Origin of the sequence: Halobaculum sp. MBLA0143 (assembly GCF_041361465.1) — an archaeon.
Taxonomy (GTDB): Archaea; Halobacteriota; Halobacteria; order Halobacteriales; family Haloferacaceae; genus JAHENP01.
This window is the reverse complement of record NZ_JBGKAC010000001.1, coordinates 473,403-494,211: the sequence shown is the minus strand read 5'-3', so window position 1 is coordinate 494,211 and position 20,809 is coordinate 473,403. Positions and strand designations below refer to the sequence as shown.

The window sequence follows — 20,809 nt, the reverse complement described above, 5'->3', positions numbered from 1 at the left end:
CTTTGTCCTCCGTTGTTAGTCTCCGAACATGTCGCCGAGTCCGGCAGCACCGTCGTCGTCGTCGGTGTCGTCTTCCTCGGCGTCGTCTGCCGTCTCCTGTGCGTCTTCGTCTGCCGTCTCCTCGGCGTCCGGCTCCGCGTCCGGCTCGGACTCCGTGTCGTCCGGCTCGGCGGCTGCGGGCTCGACACCGCGCAGTTCCTCCGGAAGCGCCTCCTCGTCGTCGATCTCGGCGGCGAGTGCACGGACCTGCGAGTCGGCCTTGGCGACGAGGTCCGGCATCAGGTCCTCGTCTTCCACGGCCGCGAACAGCCCGAGACTCTTCGCCTCGCCGGCCGCCTTCCCGAGCAGCGCGCCGGCCGTCCGGGCGGTCGGGACTGCGGCGTTGATCGAGAGGTTCCGAGCGCCGGCGGCCGCCGCCTCGACGTCCGCGCGGTACTCGTCGACGTCGATCGCCAGGTCGTCCGGCTCGAACACGACGCCGTCGGCGACGACGGCACGGAGGTCGAGTCCGACCTCCTTCGGCTCGATACCGAGCTCTCCGAGCACGTTGGCGAGGTCGGCGCTCACCTCGTCGCCGGGCTCGGCGACGACGGAGTCCGACAACACCTGGATCGACCCCTCCTGGATGCGCGCGTCTGCGCCCACCTGTTGGAGCTCACCGACGAACGGACCGGGGTCGACCCCCGTGTCCCCCTCCGGGATGACGACCTCGCTGGGGGCGACCTCGCCGGCACCGATGGGTGCCGAGGTCTTCGACGCCTCCAGCTGCTTGTACAGGCCGAACGGGTTGTCGTTCGTCCCGATCAGTCCGACGTGGCCGGTCATCTCCTCCGTGAGGTCGGCGACTCCGTCGCCGACCTCCTCCAAGGCGCGCACGGTGAGCGTGTTCCGACTCATCCGCAGCGACGCCTGGCCGTGGAGCTCACGGCGCATGTCCTGGAGCTGCCGGGAGGGGATCCCCGTGAGATCCACCACGCCGACCGCGTCGTACGAGTCGACGAACTCGACGAGTTCGTCCACCTCCTCGCGCTTCCACTGCGGGACGTTCGCGGTCTTGTGGCTGGTGTCTGCGTCGCTCATGCGGGCACCTCCACCGCCGGCCCCATCGTCGTCTTGACGTAGACGGTGTCGATGTTGAGCGGCCCCTTCTCCAGGTCCGCCTCCAGCCGGCGCATGATCACGTCGATGTTCTCTCCCACTTCGTCCGCGGACATGTCTTCCGCACCGACGCGGGTGTGGAAGGTTCGGCGGTCGCCGGACCGCAACTGGACGGTGTTGGTCATCCGGTTGACCGTCTCGACGACGTCCTCGTCTACGCCCAACGGGGTCGGCATCTTCCCACGAGGGCCGAGGATTCGACCGAGGTTCGAGGCCACGTCCTGCATCAGCGCCTCTTCGGCGACGAAGAAGTCCGTCTCCTCCGCCAGGTCCTTCGCCTCGTCCTCGTCGTCGGCGAGGTCACCGAGGTCGTCACCGGACAGCACTTCGTCGGCGACGTCTTCTGCACGGAGGGCTGTCTCGCCCTCCGCAATGACGACGATAGAGGTCTCCTGGCCGGTTCCGGCCGGCAGGACGACCTCCTCGTCGACACGGTTCGACGGGTCGTTAAGATCCAGATCGCGCAAGTTGACTGCGAGGTCCACGGTCTCGGTGAAGTTGCGACCGGGGGCCTCCTCGAGCGCCTGGGAGACTGCGTCTTCTATCGAATTTGCCATCTTTCACCTCCGTAGTACGCAGGAACGCTCCTACGGGTCAGTGAAACAGGCGTTTGCCTGTCTCGTTCCAGGAGTCGGTCACGAGCCTCTTAAGGCCGTCGAACCGTCGGAACGCAGCCGGTCACAGCAGACTCCGGCCCAACAGGATCACCGAGACGTTGTTGGCGAACACGGACAGCCCGGCGGCGACCAACAGTCCGAGCCAGACCTCGACGACGAGCGCGTAGTACGGCCGGATCCGCGGCGGCGTCCGGCGGAGCGTGGCGACGACCGCCCGGAAGCCGACGGCGCCGGCCGCGACCGCCAGGAGGTTCACCGCCACCAACGCCGGCAGCGACCGACGCAACAACCACCGCACCAACGGGTTCCCCTCGTAGGCGACGCCGACGGCCGCGGCCGCCAACAACGTCGTCAACAGGTCCACCGTCGTCAGCAGGAACAGAGCGACGGCGATCCAGTCCCAGTACTCCCCGACACGGGCCGTCAGTTCGCGGTCGTCCAGTGAACGGAGTACCACGTCAGTCGGCCTCGTTCGTGCCGTCCGTCTCGTTGCCGGTGTCGTTGCCGTCCGTCTCGTCGCCGTCCGCCCCCGTCGAGGCAGTGTCACGACTGCCGGTTCGACGCGACGGCCGGCTCCAGTTGCCGACCCGGTTGGCACGCGCCAGCGCGGCGTCCGGATCGAGCTGTCGGTACTCCCCGTCTGCAGTCTCCCGGATGATCGTCTCCACCTCGCCGGGCGAGAGTCTGCCGTCGGTGGTGGCGACCACCTCCGTCACCGTCCCGGCGACGACCGGCGTGGCCGCCGAGGTGCCGCGGAACTCCCCCGCGGCGTCGGTCACGACCGTGTCCACGGCGCTCACGTCGCCGTCGCCGGAGTACGACGCCACCGTCCCACCGTTCGTCACCGCCCCGACCGAGACCACCCCGGGCGCCGTCGCCGGGGGGAGCGTCCCGCCGCCCCCGGCGGCGTGTGTGAGGTCGTGGCGAGCGGCGAACAGGTCGACCGGTGCCGTCCCCTCGTCTGCGTGCACACGGACGTAGTAGTCGCCCGGCCGTACCTGTGTGTCGATCGCCTCCGCCGTTCCGGTCTCGCGGACGGAGCGAGCGACCAGGTGGTCCGGGCCGTCGGTGACATCGCGGTAGAGGTACAGGTCGTAGTCCGCCTCCCCCTGCCAGTACAGCCGGAGCGTCACCGGACCGGCGACCCGACCGTCCGTCGCCGCGAGTCGGTTCCGGGTCACGCCCGTTCGGAACTGCACCCAGTCGTCGGCGGGCGTGCTCCCGCGCCAGTGGCGGTCGGCGTAGTTGCCCGCCGACGTGACGAAGACGGCGCCGGCGGCCGACACAGACCGTGCGGCCGCCTCGAACCGTTCCAGCCCCGCGGCCGTCCGCGGGAAGTAGCTCCCTGCGTCTACGATCACGTCGACCTCACGCTCCAGGAGCCACTCCACGGCGGCCGCGTAGCGGTCGGCCGTCGGTCGACTCCCGACGCCAGCGAGGTACAGCGCCGCCGACGGCGACCGTTCGGCCACCACCTCCGCGACGGCCGTGTCGTGGGCGGTCGGCCGGCCCCAGCCGAGACCGCCGCCGACATCGTGCTGTGCGACCACCCGCTGTGCGACGGCACCCCGTTCGGGAGCGAACGCGCTGCCGATCACGCCGACCCGAACCGGGTCGTCCCCCTGGGCCGCGGCCACGGCCGCCGCCGACTCCCCGCCGACGACGGTCGCGCCCGGGAGCCCACCGAGCCCGCCGGGGCTCGCGACGCCCGCGCCGCTGGTCGTCACGGCCACGAGCAACACGACCGCGAGGTACGCGCGACGGCGCGACCCCGAGCCGCCGGCCGTCCCACGGTCTGCCCCGATCACGATCACCACCTACGCCGACAGCCGAGCGACGACCGCGACTCCGGTCAACAACGCGAGCCCGCCGAGCAACACGAGCAGCCCCGGCGGGAGCCCGGCCCCGGTCGCCGGCGCGCCGACGGCGTCGGGCACCCGCGACGCACCCGTCGGGGTCCGGGTCGCCCACGCCTGGATCAACAGGCTCACGCCACCCAGCGCCGCCAGTCCACCGAGGAGGTCGCGCAGCGAGTCGAACAGCGAGGTCGACTCCGACTCCCGGCCGACGGCGACGACCGTCTGCTCTTCGGGCGGACCGTACACGTCCATCTCGCGGCCCTTGACGGAGTACCGCGTGTCAGTTACCTCTGCCAGCCCCGCCTGCGAGAGGTTGTCGAGGTGGTGACGAACGTTCTGGACGGAGGTGTCGGCCGCCTCCGCCAGTTCAGAGGCCGTCCGGTCGCGCTCGTGGATCGCCGAGAGAATCGACCGCGCAGTGTCCGACGACAACGCACAGATCACGTCCTCGGCGTCGTCGTCGTCGAGCCAACAGATCCGGGCAGACGTGTCCGGCTCACCGGCCGTCTCCTCGCCGACGACCCCGCCGGGAGACTGGCGGACGACGCCACCGTCGGTCTCCGGTGGCTCCCCGTCTCGGCCGGAGTCGTCCGGCTCCGACGGCATCGGCTCCGACATACGGATACGTACCACAGGCTGTGATAAAACAGTTCGGGAGCGTTTCTCACACCACAGGCTGGATGTATCTTCTCGGTGCCGTCCGTGATTCACTCGGAGTGTGGTGAATTCGATAGCTCCGTCGCCAGCGCCGCGAGCGCCTCGTCTGCGTCCGACGACAACGGCGCGCCGTGGCCGACCCCGGCCGTGTCGAACGACGGTGCCCGCCGGGCCAACTCCCCGACGCTGTCCCGGACCGCGTCCGTGTCGTAGCTGACGAGCCACGGGGACGGCGACAGCTGCCCGCCGGACTCCCGCACCAGATCGCCGAGGAACGCCGTCCGTGCCGTCTCACTCACCCACGCGAGGTGCCCCGGCCCGTGGCCGGGGGTGTGGTAGGCGGTGTAGCTCCCGACCGTGTCCCCGTCGCGCACCCGCTCGACGGACAGCCCCGGCGTGTCGAGGAACCGCGCCGTCGCCCGTTGGAGCAACGCCTTGTGTGGCCACAGCCCCGGGCTGTCGCTCCCGTCCAGAAACGAGGCGTCCGGCTCGTGGGCGTAGACGGTCGCCGACAGCTCGTCCAGTTTCGACAGCGCGCCGACGTGGTCGTAGTCGTAGTGTGTGAGCAACACCCGAGACACGTCCCCGACGGCGAACCCGGCCGACTCGACCCCGCGCCGGATCGTGTCGGCGTCGCCGGGTGTCCCGGCGTCCACCAACACCAGGGCCCCGGTCGGCCCGTCGTCGCCGGTCCGGACGGCGTCGTCCTCGTCGACTGGAGCCGCGTGGTCGACCGTCAGGAACACGTTGGCCGCCGACCCCTCGATCCGCCAGACCGCCTCGCCGAGTTGCTGTGACACGAACAGACTACGGTCTCCGTCGGCAAGAGTCGTCTGGGTGTCTGCGGTGGAGCTCGGCGAGAGCGACCGGCTCCCGTCAGTTCCGCCGTTCGTCGATCCGGTCTGCACACTCGTAGCCGGCGAGCACGGCGCCGTTCGTCGACCGCTCCGGGTACTGCGCCTCGCTCGCCATCCCGGCGTAGTAGAGCCCGTCCGCGACATCGTCCGCGAGGTCGTACGGGACGACCAAGTCGAGGTAGCCACACTCGTACACCGGGGCCGCCCGCGGCGCGCGGGCCAACCGGAACGACTCCACCGTCGACCGGTCGAACCCGGGGAACAGCTCCTCGACCCCCGACAGCCACCGTTCTTCCACCTCGTCGTCGTCCGCCTGCCACAGCCACTCCGACTCCTCCTGCACGTAGCTGGCGAGGTACAACAGGTGGTCGCCGCCGTACCGTTCGGGCGGGACGAAGTTGGTGTGTTCGATCAACGCCCCGAACGGCGCGTCGTCGGCGACGTTGAGCCAGTAGGTGTCCGTCACCCCCTCCGACAGGGTGACGACCGCACACACCGACGCCTGGAACTGCACGTCACAGGGGTAGCCCGTCAGCTCCTCCAGGACGTTCGGCATCGCCGCCACGACCACGTCGTCGACGGACTCCGTGACCGTCTCCGTCGCCGGCGGTTCCGTCTCGCCGGCCCCCTCGGTCGCCTCGCCGGCGCCGTCGGCCGCGACCGGCTCGGTGGCCCGCTCGACCGTGAGCGCCTCGACCGCGCCGTCCGCCGTGTGGAGGTCGTTCACGCGCGCACGAGTGACGATGTTCTCGCGTCCCACCGCGTCGACCAAGGCGTCGAGGAACGTCCGGAACCCACCCTGGAAGTAACCCAGGATCTCCCCGCGCAACAGGTCCCGCTCGCCGCGGAACTTGATCCGGCCCAACAGCCAGGCCGCGCTCACCTCCTCTTTGAGCGACCCGAACTTCGCCTCCAGCAGGGGGTCGAAGAACGTCTCGTACACGTTGTCCGTGGTGTGCTCGCGGGCGAACTCCACTGCAGTCTGGTCCTCGAAGTCCGTGAGGTTCTCGTAGGTGTCGAGAGAGGGCACCCCGCCGCGCACGTCCACGTCCAGCGTCAACATCCCCAGGCGGAACGTGTCGTACAGACTCCAGTACGGGAACGCCAACAGCTCCCACGGCGTGTCCATCGGGTACACCGTCCCGTCGACGTAGTAGGCGTTCTTGCCGACGAGCCACTCCACTTCGTCGCCGACGCCGATCTCTCCCGCGAGGTCGACGATCGTCTGTTCGTTCTTCGAGAGGTGGTGGTAGAACTGTTCGACGTCGTCCCCGCTCGTCTCGTACGTCCGGGCGAGTCCACCGAGCGCCTCCGGCCCGCCAGCCTCGTAGACGGTCACCTCGTGACCGTGCTGCTGGAGTCGGTAGGCCGCCGCCAGCCCGGCGAGCCCGCCGCCGACGATTCCGATCATACGCCGTGTGCGCGTGGCCGGAGTAAGTCGCTTGTGGAACCGCGACCAGGTCGGCGCGCCGACGGACCTGTCGCTCGTCGGAGGCGACACGGTGGCGGGAAAGTTCGGCTTTTATGCCCGTCGCACTCGTAGGCGACGACAGTATGACAGAGCCGCGAGTGCCGGGCGGCGGTGGGGAGACGACGGACCTCCCGTGTGGCGAGACGCTGCGCCTCCGCGACGTCGACATGGGGATGCGGGAGTTCGACTGTGACTGCGGAGAGACCCACGCCGTCGTGACGGACGTTCACCCCCCCGACCGATTCCTGCCGGAGTTCCTCGTCGGGACGCTTCAAGAGGCTGTCGAGACGACCAGCGAGGAGATGCCGGAGTTCGGCACGCCACACCTCCTCGGGATCGTGTTGGAGGAGTTCCCGAGCGAGGTGGCCGTCGTCGACGTGAGCGACGACCAGGAGATCGGCTACACGATGCTTTGGGTGTCGACGTTCGACGCCCGCCGGCTCCACGAGGTGATCGTGGAGTTGGTCGTCGAACTGATGGAACACGCCGTCTCCCACAGCGACGACCCGAACGCCGTCTCGTCGTTCGAAGAACGGATGCTGGAGTTCGACGTGACGGAGTTCGTCGATCAGTACCGCCGGGAACGGGAGGTCGAAGCCGACGACGTGTACGCCTGACCGGCGCGGGACACGCCGCTCTCGGTGTCGACCGTCCGACCGCGCGCGAGACGACCGTCGTCGGCACCGGGCGGCGTCGCCGTCAGTCGACGAGCCGGTAGCCGTCGCCGGCCTCCGCCGCCACGTCTCGGCGGACCATCTCGTCTAACACCTCCCCCAGGCGACCGGGCTGGGCGATCTCCATCTCCATCCGGTCGATTCCGTGGTGTTCCGACAACAGACTCCTGATCTCCTCGCGGCCGTACGGTCCGCCGTCACCCTTCTCCAACACGCTCGCGGTCAGGTCCACCATGTCCTCGAGGAAGTTCCACGGGTAGACGACCCAGGTCCACTCCGACAGCCGCTCGCCGACGAACTCCGGCTCGAACTCCGAGGTCTGGAGCAACTGGAGGGTCGCCGTCCGCACCGCCGCCGCGTCGCGGTCGGTGACGTACTCGTGGGCGCGCTCGATGGAGCCGCCCGTGTCCGCGATGTCGTCGATGATGAGCACGTCCTTCCCCTCGACGCTCCCCTCCGGCATCGGGTACCGCACCGTCGGCTCGCCGGACTTCTCGCCCGTCCCGACGTAGTGTTCCATCTTCAGACTCGTCAGGTCGTTCAGTCCCAGGAAGTCACAGACGACGCGGCCCGCGAACCACCCCCCGCGGGCGAGCGCGACGACCACGTCCGGCTCGAAGTTGTCCGCCTTCACCTGGTTCGACACCTCACGACAGAGGTCGTAGATGTACTCCCAGTTCGTGATCGTGCAGTCGAACTCCTCCGGGAGATCGCTCATTCCGCCCGGTAGTGGCACTGGCAGGGAAATAAGCGTTTAGAGTCGGGGTGGGAGTGGCGGAGAGGATCGTTACTATCTTACTGGTGTGCTAGTCGTCTCTCAATACGACGAAGACAAATATGACTAGTGAAGGCGAGGACAGAGAGGCTAGAACAGGTACGGCCGATGTACGACTACTGGTCTACACCTTTCTTGCGTCGGTTTTACTATCCGTGCCGATCGCCCTCATAGATCTGTACGTCGTGCCTGCGATCTCGCAGTCTCTGAACAGTCTCGTGGTCTCGTTCAACGTGGACGTGCCGACAGTGTCGCCTAGTTACAGACCTGGCACACGGCTCGAAATGGCCCCTCGTCTGATGCAGGTCGCCGTCTTGTACTTCGCTGTGATCGTCGCCGCGTTTCGGTTCATGGACTCGTCTTCCCGGTTCGATGCCGAGAACGACAAGCTACTGTTTCTCGTGGTGCTTTTAGCACTCCTCTTTGTCTCTGTGTCGGCGTTCCTGGCTGTAGTTGCCAGTCTAAAGATTTTTACACAGGTGTCGTTCGTCTGGGCACTCCTGTTCACGGGACTCTCCTTCATTCTCTCGTGCTTCGCTCCAGTACTCGCCTTGGCAAGCGAGAGTCGGGGGCGGGAGGAGACGGATCCGGTCCCATCTACGAACCAGAAGGAATCGGCCAGGGAGAGCAGCGACGAGGTATCCGAGGGAGCTCACGACAGTACTAGGCACACCGTACGAGAACACGGAAGAGGATACGGTGCGGGTTTCGGGTGGGAGAGAGAGGACTAGACAAAAGATTCTTTATCCATTAGATCCTACTCTAGAACGTATAGGGCGACTTCGGTAGCGCTATCAAGTACAATAAGCATGAATCGAAGTGGAAACGCGTCTGGGCTCAGGCGGTCGGCAGTCGATTGGTACGCTAACACGTTGGCCGCTGTCGTACTTCTGGGAGCAGCTACGTTTCCGCTCATCGCACTTGAGGTTGGGCCGGTTGGCCTGTTGCTGACGTTCAGCTTGAGTCTCGCCATAATCTTCACTGTGTTGTTTCTCTCGCTGGCGACGGGCTCAGACTTCGTATACGAACTCCTCGGGTCTCTGTGATCTGGGTTGGCGACTACCTCCCCGTTGCCGACGGGTTGTCGTCCGCGTCTGTCGGTAGTGTCACTGTGATGCTGTACTCGTAGATCAGGATCACCGATCACGGTGGTCGTCGGTCTACTGTTCCTGCCCGACATCTGCCCCCTCCGTCGTCATTCGCGTCTTCGCCGAGATCCCGCGCAGCGCCGCGACGAGTACAGCGTCGACGAGTACAAGCCCGCCGGCGACGCTGCCGACGCCGCCCGCGAACACTGACAGCGGCGCGTCTACCCGCAGTGCCTCGCCGCGGAGCCCGCTGGGAGACGGTCCGGGTGACGGTCGTGCCGCCAGTGATTCGACGGCCGCCCAGGTGACGCCGACGGGCGCGAACAGAGCGCCCACCGCGGACGGCGACCGTCCGTGACACGGTTCCTGTTCTTCCCTCGCGTGGTGCGTGTACCGACGGCCCACAAACTACACCACGGTGCGTGGCGGTAGTGTAGTCGTGGTCGACCAGGAGTTCACGGGGGCGTTATCGGCGCTCACTCACGAGGCCCGGGTGGAGGTGCTCCGGGCACTCGCGGACGCCGACGCCCCGCTGACGTTCACCGAGCTGAAGTCGCGCGTCGACGTCGCCGACCCCGGACGGTTCAACTACCACCTCGGCGAACTCCGGGAACACTTCGTCCGCCGGACGGAGGAGGGGTACACCCTCACTTACCGTGGCGAAGGGCTCGTCGTCGCCGGCAAGGGCGGCGTGCGCGTCGAGACCGAGCCGACCGACGACGGCGCCTGTCCGGTGTGTGGCGAGACGGACTGCGACCGACTGGTCCACGTCCACCTCGCCGAGCACGCCTGACGCCGGCGACTCTCGGCGCCGCCCCCGACACCGTCGCCGACCGCGTCGAGTGCTCCGGTGAACTGTCGCCAGACGTGTCAGCAGACTTTTAGAAACTCGTTTCTACGAGCAGTTTTCACTCCGGCGGCCGGGGTGTGTAGCGTGCAGAGCGTCCAGGTGACGTTTCGGATGCGACTGAATCGAGAACGAGCGTTCCTCCGACAGTACCTGACGGCGGCGTGGGACCGGTTCGACGCCCACTCGGCCGTCGGCTCGGCGTACTTCTGGCGGTTCGGCGACGTGGCCCGACACGAGCCGCCGGTCGAACTCGCCGAGGGAGAGACCGTCGACGGCGGCGGGGTCGTGTTGGTCGTGACCGGGGAGGACCCGGCGCCGGTCGTCGAGGCGGAACGCGACCGCTGGGAGCGACTGCGAGAGGAGGGACTGCTCGACACGGTCGAGGTGACACCGTGGGCGGACGCGGACAGTCCGTACGACAGCGCCCGCGAGAAGATGCTCGACAACTTCGGCCCGGTGGGCGGCGACCGCAGCTTCCGGCTGCGCCCCCTGATCGCCCGGACGACCGTCCACCTGTTGGAGGAGTTCGAGGAGGACCTCCCGGCCGTCGCCGAGCCGAGCGAGGAGAACCCGGCCGGCGTCGGCGACTGGGTGTCGATCCACTACCTGATGAAACAGAACGGCCACGACTGGTACGACGAGATCGACGCCTGCCAGAAGGCCGTCGAGAACCGTCTCCACTCGCTGGCGAACTTCTACGACGAGGCGACCGCCCGCGAGGCGCTGGAGGGGGCCATCGACGACCTGGAAGCGCTGCGTTCGGAGTTCGACGCGGGCGAGCCGGAGCGTGTGTCTGGTCCCGGTCCGGGCGTGTCGTCGGGGGGCGCGGCCGGCGACGGTGGTGGGTCGTAGCTGGGTGTGAGGTCCGCTACGGGCGTGGAACTTCGTCTAGAGCGGCGGGCGTGTTGCCGTCCGGCGAGTGAACGCCCCGTGATCGCTCGACCCGACTCAGCGCTCGAACCCCCGATACGCTCGGTGTGCGGCGAGGTAGTCGGGGTGTGGCGCGAACGCCGGATCCGACGGTTCGCGGAGCCTGTCGCCGGCCAGGCGGGCGACCGTCGCGGGCGGCTCTCGATCCGTCTCGCGGACGAGCATCCGTCGGTCGTCGTCGACCGCGAACCACCCGTGGTCGAACGCCCAGTGGTGGGTGCGACACAGCGCGATCCCGTTCCGGAGGTCGTCCGGCCCGCCCTCCGCGACGGGGTAGACGTGTGCGGCCTCGACCTCCGGTGTGCCCTCGGGCGAACGTCGTCGCGCGCCGCAGGCGACACAACGGTCGTCGTACAGCTCCTTCACGCGCCGCGCGAACGCGGCGCTGCGCGTGACTCGCTCCCCCCGACTCGTCTCTCGGTCCGCGTTCAGTGTCGGCGGCTCCCTCGACTGCCGTTCGATCTCGGTCACCCCGTCGGTGTACTCACTCCACGACGCGACGCCGAGACGACGCATCTGGAAGCGGTACACCATCCGGTCACCGTCGTCGACGTACGCCGCGTCCGTCACCTCGACGAGCCCCTCGTAGCGGTACCGATCCTCGCCGTCCGTGCTCGTGAAGAGGTAGATCGGAAACGCCTCGTCGACGGCGTCCAACAACGCCCGGTTCCGGTGCGTCTCCTCCTGATCCCCCTTCTCCGGCACCCCCTCGCCGACGTAGGTGAACGTCTCGCCGCCGCCGAGGCGGTCGTCGTAGACGGCACCCTCGTTCGCCAGGAGGATCACGTACCGCCCCGCGTCGGGGTTGCGGTATGTGATCCCGTTGAACTGGTAGCCGAAGTTGGTGTCGAACCGGTACTCGACTTCCGCCTGGGTCAGGGTCTCGTCGACGGTGAGCGACTCCGACAGCGGTGAACGCGACACGTCTGTCGGTGTGGCCACGAGGGTGAAGTTACTGGTGGTGGTCGGGCTGGGCCAAGCTGCCGAAAAGAGAAGTGTTCTGCTGTCGTGTCACGTTCGGACTCGGACTCCTGGGCTGTGCAATCGGTCGTCTTCGGCGAGTGACTTTCGACCTCGGTCCTCACCCGCTCCCGTGTGACCGACGAATCACTCACCTGCACAGAACGCGGGTCGTTACACTCGTACAGACGACTCGTCAGACAGTCACCCCGCACGTGACAACGGCTCACACAAGCCCCAGTTCGTCGCCGTCGGGTCGTCCAGCTCCGACGGCTCCGTTCCCCGCTCCGCGAGCAGGCCGGCGTGGTACAGCATCGTCTTGTACTGGAACAGCGTCGGGGAGTGATAGACGCTCGACTCCGTCAGCGCGGCCTCGCGGAGACCGCCGCCGTCGTCGAGGACGCGCCGACGGGCGGCGTCACTGCCCCGGACGAACAACTCGACGGCGAACGCCGGGCGGAGCTCGTGGAGTCGACGCACGACGTCGACGACTGTCGGCGACGCGACACCGTCGTCCGCGAGCCGTTGGAGTTCGGTCACGAGTGTCTCCGTCGCCGGGTACCGGTACAACACACGTCGGGTCAAGTCTCCCCAGCGCGGCGCGAGATCACAGAACCGCCGACGCGACCTGCTCCAGTCGTCGATCCGGTCGAGTGCCTGTCTCACCCCGCCCTCGACGCGGCGAGTGACCCGGGCGACCTCGGCACCGAGCGGGCGGAGTCGGAGCCCGTCACCGCGGCGCTCGACGAGGTCCAGCGCCGACGACGCCGCTCGAACGGCTCGTCCACCTCGCCGACACGGTGGGTCGCGGCGGCACATCACGCCCGCGGCGGTCGGACGGCTGAACAGCTGCAGATTTCGCCTGTACTACAGGCGAGTCCCACGCCTCGCCGCTGTGGTACTCCGACGAGTGGAGTACCTGAAGCCAGACAGTGAAGGGGACATCGACACATCAGATCCAAACGCCTTTTTCACCCTAACTCCGAGAGACGTGAGTAAACTCGATGCCGTCCTTTCGATCGGTTGTCGACGACGACGACGCCTTCGGCCGAACGGGAGAACTCGACATCCCCCATGGCCCAGTAGAGACGCCTGCGCTGTTTCCAGTTATCAATCTTATTGGGGGGACCACGAAGAAGTCCGGTGGAATCTGGAGCCGTATCCGTGACGAGCTGCTGACCAGTAATCGGCTCCAAGGAGTGATGTTCCAGGCGATGAGCTTCACCGAGTACGGTGTCACACCGGAGAACCTGGAGTGGTGGCGAGAACAGTCGTTCCACGAGCGGTTCGAGGAGCTCGATGTGCCGGTGTTCGTCGACTCTGGCGGATTCAAGCTGATGAACTCCGACACGTTCGGTGAGGCGCCGTCCGAGGGAGGAGTCGAGAACGAGTGGGGGCTGTACACGGACCCGCAGAGCATCCTCGGACTACAGGTCGACTTCGGCGGCGACCTGCTGGCGACACTGGACTACCCCATCCCGCCGAAGCTCAACGACGCCGAGCAGGTCGAGAGGATGCGGGACAGCATCGAGAGTGCTGTCGAGTGCCTGGAGCTACTGGAGCAACCGGAACGGCTCGCCGAGGCGTTCGACAAGAACGACCGCGCGGCCGAGCGGCTGCAACAGCGAATCGACGCAGGTGAGGATCCGGGCGTCTACGTCGCACTCCACGGTCACGACTACGAGACTATCAACTGGTACGTCGGGAACTTCCTCGAACGAATCGAAGAGGAGTCCGTCTCGCGGTCGTTCGAAGGGTTCGCGGTCGGCTCTCTGGTCCCACTCCGGAGTAGCACGGAGGTGCTCGTCGACATCGTCCAGGGGGCCAAAGACGCGATTCCGAACGGTCGGCGAGACGAAATCGGCCTCCATGTGTTTGGAATCGGGGGTAAGCAGGTCTCGCTGCTGTCACTACTGGGTGTCGACTCCTTCGACTGTTCGACACACGTCCAGGCCGCACAGTACCGGAAGTTCATCCACCCGGAGACATGGGAGCGGTACACGCTCGACGATCTCGAAGCAGTCGTCGGAGAGGACGGATCCTTCCCGGGAGAGATGGATCACAGCCCGCTGTACGGTTCAGATGGATTCGACTACCAGGACCTCGTCGAGGGCATCAACGACGACTACGGCTACGAGGAGATGCAACGACGGCGGAGCGACGAGTCGGACGAGAAGCTGAAGAGCTACTACTACGCGCTGCTGGCGCGTCACAACTTCGAGGTGTACAACGACGAGATGGCGCGAGTCCGCGAACGCATCCGTGAAGGAGAACTGCTGTCGTACCTGATCGACTTCGCCCGTGATCACGAAGAGATTGCGAAGGGGCTTCGGTACGCACAGCGGCGTGACAAACACCTTCGGGCGGCGGTACGAGAGCGTGGGGCTCACGACCACCTCCCTGGTCCGGCGATCACGAGCGATCAGACGAAGCTCTCACGGTGGAGCGGTGGAATCGAGGAGACCGACGAGGCGCGGAGCGTATCACTGAAGTACGGTCCAGAGAGCTTCGACCTCCGACGACAGTCGTTCACCCCTCCGGACGAAGACGTGTTGTTGATCCTCCCGTGCAGTCAGGCGAAACCGTACTCGGAGTCTCGGACTCACCGGGTGTTGTGGGACAAGCTCGGTGACCGGACCGACCGAGTGCACAAAGTGTCCGTCTCGGGGATGTACGGTCCCGTGCCCGAGGAGTACGAGGAAGAGGAGTCAGTGTTGAGCTACGAGTACGTCCTGGCGAAGGAGGACGAACGACAGATTCGACGGGTGACCGACCGACTCGTGGAGTTCTTGCAGGAACACGGGAGCGCCTACGACCAGATTCTCGCGTACGTGACGAGCAAGACGTACCGCCAAGTCGTCGTCGACGCGTTCGAGAGCCACGGGCGTGGCGAGGTGTTCCCCCGTGAGCCGGAGGCACTCCAGCTGTCGGAGTACTTCCGGAACTCGAACATCGAGCAGCTCCGGGCGTACCTCGACGAGCAGGCGTGACCGAGTGTCGTCGATAGGCGTCGGACTGTCAGACACGGAGGTCGTCCGAGAGTGTTCGTCGTCCGGTGGGTTTCTTACGTGCCGAGAACTAACGAGGATCACAGACGACGGTGCCCGCGGTTGGGCGCCGCGACTCGAACGAGAATGACAGATCCACAGGAGACCCTCGGGAACGCCGTCGACCGGGCCGCAGAGATCACCTGGTGGAACCGGAACGTTACGGAACTGGTCGACGTGCCGGATGTCGAGAACGCTCGAGAGTTCGTCGAGAACGAGCTAATCGAACAGAAGGGACCGTACGTGGAGTACGTCGAGGCGCCAGCGTTCGACGACCGATCCGGCAGTGAACTGCTGTCGGAACTGGAGTACGACGAGGCGGTCGTCGACGCCGTGCGTCAGGAGCTGTTCGGTGGCGAGGAAGGACAGTTCTACCGTCACCAAGCAGAGACGATGGAGAATATTGCGAGGTCGGACAACGACAATGTTCTCGCGGTACCGACCGCGACCGGGAAGACAGAGTCGTTCTTCCTCCCGATTCTCCAGCACTGTCTGGAGACGGACGAACCGGGGCTGAAGTCTATCATCTTGTACCCCATGAAGACGTTGGGTGTCGACCAGCTCAACCGGTTCGTCGCGTACCTCGACCAGATCAACCGTTACCGCGACCCGGGTGATCGGATCACAGTCGGAATCTGGGACTCCGACACCCCGCAACGAGTCGGCACCCGGGACTACGAGATCGAGAACGGCTCGTTCGTTCGCGGGCTGGAGTGCCCTCGCCAGGAGGACACGAAGCTGAAGATTTTCGACGACATCGGTGTCGGGACGGACAGCCACCAGTATCCGTGGCTCCGAGTGACACGAGAGTCGATCAGACAGGGTGTCGATATTCTCCTGACGAACCCGGAGGCGTTAGACTACATGTTCGTCTCCGACAATCCGGACACGCGGTCGATACTCGGCCACGAGCCGGGCGCGAACCCGGTGAAACACATCGTGTTCGACGAGGCCCACGTCTGGAGTGGAATTCAGGGTGCAGCAATCTCGTTGCTCGCTCGACGACTGAAGGAGTTCTACGCCGACCGTGACCCACAGGTGACGATGGTGTCAGCGACCGTCGACAACCCACGAGAGCTCGCAGCGGGACTCACGGGTGGACAGCCAGAGGACATCGACGCTGTGACCTTCACCGGGCGCTCTTTCGGAGTAACAGACGAGCCGGACTTCGGTCGGTTCGCCAACTGCAGCGTCGACGACATCACGGAGGTGCTCGCGCTGGCGCGGGCCGGCGACGTGAGCGTCGAGACCGCTCGCGAGCGGTTCGAACTCGACGGAGCAATCGAGACGCTCCGCGAGGTTCGACTCCTGAGCCCCGGCGACACGCTCAGTCTCGGATCCGCGGCGGGGCCATGGCTGCGTGATCCGGTCGACGAGACGCTCGACGAGCTGCTGACGGAGCCGGGGTTCGAGGACGCGGCGGACGTGGTCCGGACGCGCCGAGGGCGTAACCGGCTCAGCGAGGCCGTGTTGGAAGCCAGCGGGACGGACTCCGGCTGGGTGGCGTTCGTCACAGAACGCGTCCCAGAGGTGGCGAGATTCGCTGCGTGGTTCGACGAAGGCACGACCGGCGAAGTCGGGTTTCTGGAGTACGACGAACTCCGGCGCCGAGCGGTCGACGAGGGGGCAGACGACCCCGTTGGAGCGTTGTCGACCGTGATGGCGTTCGGCCGGCTGGCCGGCATTGTGACGGAGAAGTATCACACGTTCCTGAAGCCGCCGGCACAGGTGTACTGGTGTCGGGACTGCGAACAAGTAACACGGAAGGACAGTTGTCCGGAGTGTAACCGCGAGCTTCCGGAGATCCAGTTCTGTAAGCGCTGCCGCGAGGTGTACGTCGAGGCAGACGAGACCGAAGATGGGTCTCCCGGCCGCCGCAGCGAAGCGTCGTTCCGCCCGGTGACGGGGTGGGTCGAGACGGGCACCTGTCCGGGCTGTGGTCGGACGCCGAATCTGACGGACGTGACAGTGCCGACGCCGACGCTGTTCTCGTACATGCTGACGCAGATGAGCCGGGACACGCCCTCGGAGAAGACACTCGTCTTCTCCGACTCCCGGGCGACCGCCGAGAGCGTCGCCGACCAGATTATCGAGACGGAGTACGGGCTGATGGCGGAGACGCTGTACGTCCGCGAGCTGTTGGCAAACGAGGGGCGGCTCGACAACTACGACGCTTACAGCGCCGTCGCCGACCGACTCCGCGAGGAGTACTGGGAGCCACTGATGCAGACGGAGATGGACGAGAACGGGGAGGCGTTCAAGTTCCTCGTCGCGTACCGCGACCGAATCGAGGAACAGGCCTCGCTGTACAACTGCGAGCACCTGCTGGAGAGCGCCCTCGTCACGGCCGTGCCCGTCTTCGACACGGACGACCCGGTGGACCTGCTCGTCAGACACCGGCTGTACACGTTGTTCGTGCTCGACCCCAACACGGGGTTCACGATGAACAAGGTGAGCTTCGACGGGCTGACCCGACCGAAGCTGCTCGACCGCCTGGAGTCTCGGGTCGGCTTCGACCGAGAGCAGATCGGCGCAGTGCTCGACGACGCTCTCCAGGCGTTCCTCGACGCCGGTATCCTCGTCGAAGCGTCACACAACGACGTGAGAGAACGGGTCACGAAGGGGAACGTCGCCGACGAGAAGAAAGCCGAGGTGCGCGAGTACCTCGAAGACGCCAAGGAGTCGCTGGCGGAGCGTGGGGTCGTCGACAACCCCGAGAGCGGTCTCCTGACGCGCACCACACGGAAGGACGACTCCGACCTCCGGCTCGTGCGGACGGCCGGGGTCTGTCCGGACTGTTACGATGCCGTCCCGGCGTTCGACGACGGGACGACCGTCGAGCGGTGTCCGGACTGTGGGTCGTCGTTGGTGGTCGCCGAGCGGTTCAGTGAGGGCGACGACGGGCTCGTCGCCGACCCGGGGTACGTGGAGCTTTCGTCGGAGTGGTCGTACGCTCTCGACCACTGGGCTCACGACGTGACGACGCCAATCCGTGGCGGAGACGAGCCGGAGTTCATCACCGTCGGGATCCACAAGGGCGACACCCCCCACGCAGTCCGTGGTGCCATCGAAGAGGGGTTCCGACGCGAGGACCCGGAAGTGAACGTCGTCAGTGCCACGCCGACGATGGAGCTCGGGGTGGACATCGGGACGCTGGAGACGGTCGGGCAGGTCGGCATCCCACCGACGCTGACGAACTACGTCCAACGGAGCGGTCGGACGGGACGCTCGCGAGGGAGTTCCTCGCTCGTCGTCACTGCAATCCGTGGGAACCACCCGGTGGACGGCCACTACTACAGTGACTTGGACGAGTTCTTCGAGACGATGGAGCCAGTCTCTGTCCCGGACCCGTTCGAGTACGAGGAACTGCTCGCCGGCCACGTCGTCACGGAGGTGTTCGGTTACCTCGCGCGCAACCCGCACGAAGAGAACGTCTTCCAGAAGATGTACCAGATCGAGGAGACGAACAAGAGCACGGAGGCGTTCGTCGAGGAGGTTCGCAAGCGGATGGACGTTCTCCGGCAGTTCACGCTCGACGAACGGGCGACGGCACTGAGGCGACACCTGAAGAACGTGTTCGGCGAAGCCGGCGTGGAGGTGTTCGAACGGGTGTTCGACGGTGACGGCGCGCTGTCGCTCACGCACCGGGTCGACAACACGTACTCGAAGCTCGTCACCGGCGGGGGTGGCGCCGGCGAAGACGTAATCCAGAAGAACAGACGGCTGGACCAGTGGCTCCGACAGTTGGGATTCCTGGCGAACTACCGGAGCTTCGGTGGGAGCTTCCCCGTGACCTTCTCTGGCAGGCGAGAAGAGGTTAGCTTCGAAGGGAGCGGACGACTCCACGACATGTTCCCCGGCGAGGGGAATGGGCTGGGTGGGGCGGTGACACTCCACGGTAACACGTACCTCGTCGACGACGTGCGAGGGACGACAGAGCCGCTCGTCAGCGTCAAGCTGTGTACGAACGACGACTGTGGGCGGCCGTTCCACAGCTACGAGCCGGACGTAGACCTCTGTCCCCACTGTGAGACAGAGCTGGCCGAGACCACGGTCCACGGAATCGACTCGGTAGAGTGTGAGCTCGCGCGGGGAGGCCAGCGCAACTACAGCACTCGAGGGATCACGACCACCTACGTCGACACCGACACGAGTGCCGACGAAGAGACAGCTGAGGCGACGATGTTCGGGCTGGACTGTACGGTCACGTACGGGCTCCGGAACGTCACCGACTTCGTGTACGCATTCGAGCGCTACCACAGCAGCAGTCCCGACAAAGAACTCCTCCCGTCGGAAGCGCTGATCGAACAGGACAGTTCGGGATCCACTACCGACGCCACTTCGTGGCGCGAGCAGATGGCCGACGCAGAACAGGAGACGTACCGCCCAGTCGGCCAGCAGTACGGGACCCGCGGGGTCACGCTCGAGTTCGACGAGACGGAGCTCCGGAGTCGGGTCGCCGCCGTCGGCCACGACACGGCGTCGTGGGCGCAGGCGTTGACGAGTCTCGAGCAAGCGCTCCGACGGTCGGTCTCAGTCGTCACCGACTCCGACCTCGATGACTTCCGGATCGTCTCCCGGACGAGTGGTGGGCGGGTTCTCGTCCACGTAGTCGACGCCCGGCAGGGCGGCAACGGGGTCGCGCGACAGGTGCGAGACCAGCTCAACCGGATAGAGCGCAACGCTACTCAGGTCGCTGACTGTGACTGTACTGATTACTGCGACGAGTGTCTCCTGCTCGAACGGACGCCTGCACACTACCTCGAGAACGACCTCCTCCACCGACACACCCTCCAGGCCGTCTTCGGACAGCGGGGTGAGACGGCGAGTGTTGGGGCCGAGGGAACCGTATGAACCGCACGTCCGACCCGTCACCGGAGGAGCCCGTTCTCGCCCGGCTGTGCGAGAGTCGGGTGTCGGTCGTCTACGACCCCGTGGACAACAGTCGGTGGCGGCTGTTGCGTGCCGTTCCGGCGTTGCGGTACCTCGGTGTCGTCGACGTGACGTACCCGACGACGTGGCGCCAGATTTGGGGGTACGAGCAGTACGACTACCTCGACTTCGCCTACCGACACCTCTCGGAGCTCGGGCCGGACGACGACCAACCAGAGGAACTGTGTATCGTGACGAACGGACACTACGAGACGGAGACGACCCACTCCGTCTCGGCAGTAATCGAGCGGTACACCCACGAGGGGTCGCTCGTCGTCGTGACGGACGACCGGCGGTTCACCCCCGTCGGCGGACAGCGTCCGTTGGATCAGGAGCCGTTTGCAGACCGGATCGGCGACTACGACCGCGTGTTCGACGCGTTCGAGCGTCGGTACGAGCGGTTCGGCCACCACCTCCCGCTGTCCGACACCCGGAACCTCTTCGTCCAGGACAACGCGCTGCTGTACGAGCTCGTGGAAGGCGAGCCGCCCCGCACCACCGTCGAACTGTTCGAGGCGCTGCCGGACGCGCCGTACCTCCCATTGTACGACACGTTCGCGGCATTGTTCTCGCGGCCGGAGGAGTACGGTACCGCGCCGCTGGACTCGGACGACGCCGTCGACGACGTTTCGCGGTGGCTCCGCCGTCGGGTGGAGCTGGACCGTGGCACTGCACGCGAGATCGTCGCCGAGTACAACAGGCGGGTCGGGAGAGACGGCAAGACGTTCGATCCGGCACACGCGAACCAGATGCCGGCGCTCAAGCGGGGCCGAGACGCCGCGGATCGACTGAGAGCCGACGCGTCGCCGGTCGACGCGCGACTCCACGGGTGGCTGACGCGGTCGCTCACGGCAGTCGTGTGAGTCTCGATCGTAGCTGGTGACAGTCGTCGACCGCGGGGGTCCAGGCACAATCGGGTGGTCGATGTGGCTCC

The 20,809-nt window shown here is 66.4% G+C and carries 18 protein-coding genes; 7 read left to right on the top strand and 11 right to left on the bottom strand.

The genetic code is table 11. The features are described 5' to 3' along the window. Positions 1 to 15: 15 nt before the first annotated feature. The 7 genes from RYH79_RS02530 to RYH79_RS02500 all read right to left on the bottom strand — a co-directional run bounded on the left by RYH79_RS02530 (position 16) and on the right by RYH79_RS02500 (position 6,559). Positions 16 to 1,080: a 50S ribosomal protein L10 gene (locus RYH79_RS02530; protein ID WP_370895909.1), complete on the bottom strand. Its 1,065-nt coding sequence runs from the start codon at positions 1,078 to 1,080 to the stop codon at positions 16 to 18. Then, positions 1,077 to 1,715 (bottom strand): 50S ribosomal protein L1, encoded by a 639-nt coding sequence (locus tag RYH79_RS02525; protein WP_370895907.1) that lies wholly within the window; start codon positions 1,713 to 1,715, stop codon positions 1,077 to 1,079. Before RYH79_RS02525 ends, RYH79_RS02530 begins: the two co-directional genes overlap by 4 nt. Before the next feature lie 121 nt (positions 1,716 to 1,836). Beyond that, positions 1,837 to 2,232, bottom strand: a complete 396-nt coding sequence (locus RYH79_RS02520; protein WP_370895905.1) for a DUF5658 family protein — start codon at positions 2,230 to 2,232, stop codon at positions 1,837 to 1,839. Position 2,233: 1 nt separating this feature from the next. Then, complete coding sequence (locus RYH79_RS02515; RefSeq protein WP_370895903.1) at positions 2,234 to 3,583, bottom strand: S8 family serine peptidase; 1,350 nt, start codon at positions 3,581 to 3,583, stop codon at positions 2,234 to 2,236. Between the two features lie 9 nt (positions 3,584 to 3,592). Beyond that, a complete protein-coding gene (locus tag RYH79_RS02510; RefSeq protein WP_370895901.1) occupies positions 3,593 to 4,252 on the bottom strand; it encodes an ArsR/SmtB family transcription factor in 660 nt (219 codons plus the stop codon). 89 nt (positions 4,253 to 4,341) lie between these two features. Continuing rightward, positions 4,342 to 5,091 (bottom strand): MBL fold metallo-hydrolase, encoded by a 750-nt coding sequence (locus tag RYH79_RS02505; RefSeq protein WP_370895899.1) that lies wholly within the window; start codon positions 5,089 to 5,091, stop codon positions 4,342 to 4,344. A 76-nt stretch (positions 5,092 to 5,167) separates the two neighbouring features. Then, a complete protein-coding gene (locus RYH79_RS02500; RefSeq protein ID WP_370895897.1) occupies positions 5,168 to 6,559 on the bottom strand; it encodes an NAD(P)/FAD-dependent oxidoreductase in 1,392 nt (463 codons plus the stop codon). A gap of 143 nt (positions 6,560 to 6,702) precedes the next feature. Here RYH79_RS02500 and RYH79_RS02495 point away from each other — a divergent pair, with 143 nt between their 5' ends. Next, positions 6,703 to 7,236 (top strand): DUF5815 family protein, encoded by a 534-nt coding sequence (locus RYH79_RS02495; protein WP_370895895.1) that lies wholly within the window; start codon positions 6,703 to 6,705, stop codon positions 7,234 to 7,236. 82 nt (positions 7,237 to 7,318) lie between these two features. On the opposite strand, the gene RYH79_RS02490 is transcribed toward RYH79_RS02495, so the two are convergent. Continuing rightward, positions 7,319 to 8,011, bottom strand: coding sequence for a phosphoribosyltransferase (locus tag RYH79_RS02490; RefSeq protein ID WP_370895893.1), 693 nt, complete (start codon positions 8,009 to 8,011; stop codon positions 7,319 to 7,321). A 119-nt stretch (positions 8,012 to 8,130) separates the two neighbouring features. Here RYH79_RS02490 and RYH79_RS02485 point away from each other — a divergent pair, with 119 nt between their 5' ends. Then, positions 8,131 to 8,799: a hypothetical protein gene (locus tag RYH79_RS02485; RefSeq protein ID WP_370895891.1), complete on the top strand. Its 669-nt coding sequence runs from the start codon at positions 8,131 to 8,133 to the stop codon at positions 8,797 to 8,799. A 429-nt stretch (positions 8,800 to 9,228) separates the two neighbouring features. Here RYH79_RS02485 and RYH79_RS02480 read toward each other — a convergent pair whose 3' ends face one another. Further along, a complete protein-coding gene (locus tag RYH79_RS02480) occupies positions 9,229 to 9,492 on the bottom strand; it encodes a hypothetical protein (protein WP_370895889.1) in 264 nt (87 codons plus the stop codon). 103 nt (positions 9,493 to 9,595) lie between these two features. Between RYH79_RS02480 and RYH79_RS02475 the strand changes: the two genes are divergently transcribed. After that, positions 9,596 to 9,949, top strand: coding sequence for an ArsR/SmtB family transcription factor (locus RYH79_RS02475; protein WP_370895887.1), 354 nt, complete (start codon positions 9,596 to 9,598; stop codon positions 9,947 to 9,949). Positions 9,950 to 10,090: 141 nt separating this feature from the next. Then, positions 10,091 to 10,858 carry a hypothetical protein gene (locus tag RYH79_RS02470; protein ID WP_370895885.1) on the top strand — a complete coding sequence of 256 codons (768 nt, stop codon included), beginning with the start codon at positions 10,091 to 10,093 and terminating at the stop codon, positions 10,856 to 10,858. 96 nt (positions 10,859 to 10,954) lie between these two features. On the opposite strand, the gene RYH79_RS02465 is transcribed toward RYH79_RS02470, so the two are convergent. Further along, positions 10,955 to 11,860: an HNH endonuclease gene (locus tag RYH79_RS02465; protein WP_370895883.1), complete on the bottom strand. Its 906-nt coding sequence runs from the start codon at positions 11,858 to 11,860 to the stop codon at positions 10,955 to 10,957. Between the two features lie 240 nt (positions 11,861 to 12,100). Beyond that, the gene (locus RYH79_RS02460) at positions 12,101 to 12,469 is read right to left on the bottom strand and encodes a hypothetical protein (RefSeq protein ID WP_370895881.1); all 369 of its coding nucleotides are present in this window, start codon (positions 12,467 to 12,469) and stop codon (positions 12,101 to 12,103) included. A gap of 431 nt (positions 12,470 to 12,900) precedes the next feature. Between RYH79_RS02460 and RYH79_RS02455 the strand changes: the two genes are divergently transcribed. The 3 genes from RYH79_RS02455 to RYH79_RS02445 all read left to right on the top strand — a co-directional run bounded on the left by RYH79_RS02455 (position 12,901) and on the right by RYH79_RS02445 (position 20,738). After that, entirely contained in the window at positions 12,901 to 14,886 is a 1,986-nt protein-coding gene (locus tag RYH79_RS02455) for a DUF5591 domain-containing protein (RefSeq protein WP_370895879.1), read from the top strand. A gap of 144 nt (positions 14,887 to 15,030) precedes the next feature. After that, positions 15,031 to 19,797, top strand: coding sequence for a DEAD/DEAH box helicase (locus tag RYH79_RS02450; protein WP_370895877.1), 4,767 nt, complete (start codon positions 15,031 to 15,033; stop codon positions 19,795 to 19,797). Beyond that, positions 19,794 to 20,738 carry a hypothetical protein gene (locus RYH79_RS02445; protein WP_370895875.1) on the top strand — a complete coding sequence of 315 codons (945 nt, stop codon included), beginning with the start codon at positions 19,794 to 19,796 and terminating at the stop codon, positions 20,736 to 20,738. The genes RYH79_RS02450 and RYH79_RS02445 overlap by 4 nt, the downstream gene beginning before the upstream one ends. Positions 20,739 to 20,809: the final 71 nt, after the last annotated feature.